Genomic DNA, 3,286 nt, shown 5'->3' with positions numbered 1-3,286 from the left:
AAACAAAAAAAGCCAGATCATTGATCTGGCTTTTTATATAGAAGGTGCATCTTCCTAGTCTCACACCAAGTTACCCTGGCACTACCTTTGGCGCTAGCGGGCTTAACTGCTGAGTTCGGGATGGTATCAGGTGTTTCCCCGCCGCTATCGACACACCAAAAATTTAATTCTTGGTATATTTAATTCAATCTCTAGACTTTTTCAAGTCTTTTAAAGTTTTTACACTTAAAAAACAATATCAAATAGAAGTGAACTTAAAAGTAAAAGTTAAATAAAGCAAAAAGACTAATTAGTATCGCTCAGCTCAACACATTACTGCGCTTACACATGCGACCTATCAAGCTCGTAGTCTACAAGCTGTCTTATAGAAATCTTATCTTGTGATGGGCTTCCCACTTAGATGCTTTCAGCGGTTATCCCTTCCGAACTTAGCTACTCGGCAATGCAACTGGCGTCACAACCGATACACCATAGGTTCGTCCAACCCGGTCCTCTCGTACTAAGGTCAGATTCACTCAAATTTCTTGCGCCCACGGAGGATAGAGACCGAACTGTCTCACGACGTTCTGAACCCAGCTCGCGTACCGCTTTAATAGACGAACAGTCTAACCCTTGGGACCTGCTCCAGCCCCAGGATGCGATGAGCCGACATCGAGGTGCCAAACCTCCCCGTCGATGTGAACTCTTGGGGGAGATCAGCCTGTTATCCCCGGAGTACCTTTTATCCGTTGAGCGATGGCCCTTCCACTCGGAACCACCGGATCACTAACACCGTCTTTCGACCCTGCTCCACTTGTTTGTGTTGCAGTCAAGCTCCCTTATGCGTTTACACTCTACAGCCGGTTTCCATGCGGCCTGAGGGAACCTTTGTGCGCCTCCGTTACTCTTTAGGAGGCGACCGCCCCAGTCAAACTGCCCACCAGACATTGTCCCCCCACCGGATTACGATGGTAGGTTAGGATTTCAAATAGCAAAGGGTGGTATTTCAAGGATGCCTTCTTGTACGCCGGAACGCACATATCAACAGCTCCCACCTATCCTACGCATTACTATTCAAAAGCCAATGTCAAGCTACAGTAAAGGTTCACGGGGTCTTTTCGTCCTTCCGCGGGTAGCGCGTATCTTCACGCGCACTCCAATTTCGCTGGGCCTCTTGTTGAGACAGTGGGGAAGTCGTTACGCCATTCGTGCAGGTCGGAACTTACCCGACTAGGAATTTCGCTACCTTAGGACCGTTATAGTTACGGCCGCCGTTTACTCGGGCTTCGATTCAAAGCTTCTCCAAAAGGATAACCTCTCCTCTTAACCTTCGAGCACCGGGCAGGCGTCAGACCCTATACGTCCACTTGCGTGTTTGCAGAGTCCTGTGTTTTTGATAAACAGTCGCTACCCCCTTTTCACTGCGGCCCCCGTCAGCTACATCGGCAAGCGATGTCACCAGCAGGGGCGAGCCTTATCCCGAAGTTACGGCTCCAATTTGCAGAGTTCCTTAACAAGAGTTCTCCCAAGCGCCTGAGGATTCTCTCCTCATCTACCTGTGTCGGTTTACGGTACGGATTGATTACATTCTTCATACGAAGTTTTTCTGGGAAGCAGAGGATCACAAACTTCGGGCAAGCCCTCGTCATCACGCCTCAGCCTTCACGAGATGCGGATTTGCCTACATCTCAGCCTACACGCTTAAACCCACATCCAACAGTGGGATTTGCTACCTTTCTCCGTCACTCCTCATGTCAAACGAATATAACCAAGTACAGGAATATTAACCTGTTGTCCATCGATTACGCCTTTCGGCCTCACCTTAGGATCCGACTAACCCTGGGCGGAGTCACCTGGCCCAGGAACCCTTAGATTTTCGGCGGGAGTGATTCTCACACTCCTTATCGCTACTCATGCCATCATCAGCTCTTGTGGGATCTCCAGCGCTCCTCGCGGTACGCCTTCATCGATAAACACAATGCTCTTCTACCAATGAACAAAGTTCATTCCATAGCTTCGGTACGTATCTTTAGCCCCGTTACATTTTCGGCGCAGAACCACTAGTCCAGTGAGCTATTACGCTTTCTTTAAAGGGTGGCTGCTTCTAAGCCAACCTCCTGGATGTCACAGTAGTTCCACAACCTTTCCCACTTAGACACGATTTAGGGACCTTAGCTGATGGTCAGGGCTCTTACCCTTTCGACAACGGACCTTAGCATCCGTAGTCTCACTGCCTGATATTACTTAACGGTATTCTGAGTTTGATATGGTTTGGTAAGCTGGTAAGCCCCCTAGCCAATTCAGTGCTGTACCCCCGTCAGTATTCGTCAGACGCTGCACCTAAATGCATTTCGAAGAGAACCAGCTATCACGGAATTTGATTGGCCTTTCACCCCTATCCACAAGTCATCCCAACAGTTTTCAACCTATATGGGTTCGGTCCTCCACAAGGTGTTACCCTCGCTTCAACCTGCTCATGGATAGCTCATCCCGTTTCGGGTCTACGACCTGCAACTAAACGCCCTATTAAGACTCGGTTTCCCTACGGCTACACCTGCAACGGCTTAACCTTGCTACAAATCGTAACTCGATGGCTCATAATGCAAAAGGTACGTGGTCATGCCTTACAATAGCACTTCCACCGATTGTAAGTATATGGTTTCAAGTTCTATTTCACTCCCCTCATCGGGGTTCTTTTCATCTTTCCCTCACGGTACTTGTTCACTATCGGTCAGTAAGTAGTATTTAGCCTTGGAAGGTGGTCCTCCCAGATTCAGACAAAATTTCACGTGTTCCGTCCTACTCAGGATACTGCTAGCGCTTATCAACTTTCAGATACGAGGCTTTCACTCTCTTTGGCGGGACTTCCCAGACCCTTCTCCTAATCTCAAAGCTACATATTGCAGTCCTACAACCCCGCTAAGTAAACTTAACGGTTTGGGCTATTTCGCGTTCGCTCGCCGCTACTAGCGAAATCTCAATTGATTTCTCTTCCTCAGGGTACTTAGATGTTTCAGTTCCCCTGGTTAGCTCCAGAATGGCTACTTTACTCACCAAACGGTAACCTATGTCTCCATAAGCTGGGTTCCCCCATTCAGAAATTACCGGGTCAAAGCCTGCTTGAGGGCTCGCCGATACATATCGCACTCTAACACACGTCTTTCATCGCCTCTTACTGCCAAGATATCCACCATATACCCTTAGTAGCTTTATCTAACCAACTAAAAGTTTTGTATAATCAATATACTTGTCTTGTTTTGTATTACTTTTAAGTTCTCGTCTTCTATCTGATACTGTTATTTAAATG

Annotated in this window: 2 rRNA genes; both read right to left on the bottom strand. The window is 47.7% G+C overall.

Annotation, left to right across the window (positions count from 1 at the left end):
- Positions 1-41: 41 nt before the first annotated feature.
- Positions 42-158 (bottom strand): 5S ribosomal RNA (gene rrf, locus DAY19_RS15085).
- A 110-nt stretch (positions 159-268) separates the two neighbouring features.
- A 23S ribosomal RNA gene (locus tag DAY19_RS15080) occupies positions 269-3,193 on the bottom strand.
- Positions 3,194-3,286: the final 93 nt, after the last annotated feature.

Origin of the sequence: Halobacteriovorax vibrionivorans (genome assembly GCF_003346865.1) — a bacterium.
GTDB classification, from domain to species: domain Bacteria; phylum Bdellovibrionota; class Bacteriovoracia; order Bacteriovoracales; family Bacteriovoracaceae; genus Halobacteriovorax_A; species Halobacteriovorax_A vibrionivorans.
Note: the sequence above shows the minus strand (reverse complement) of the source record. Positions and strands in the feature narration are given on the sequence as shown.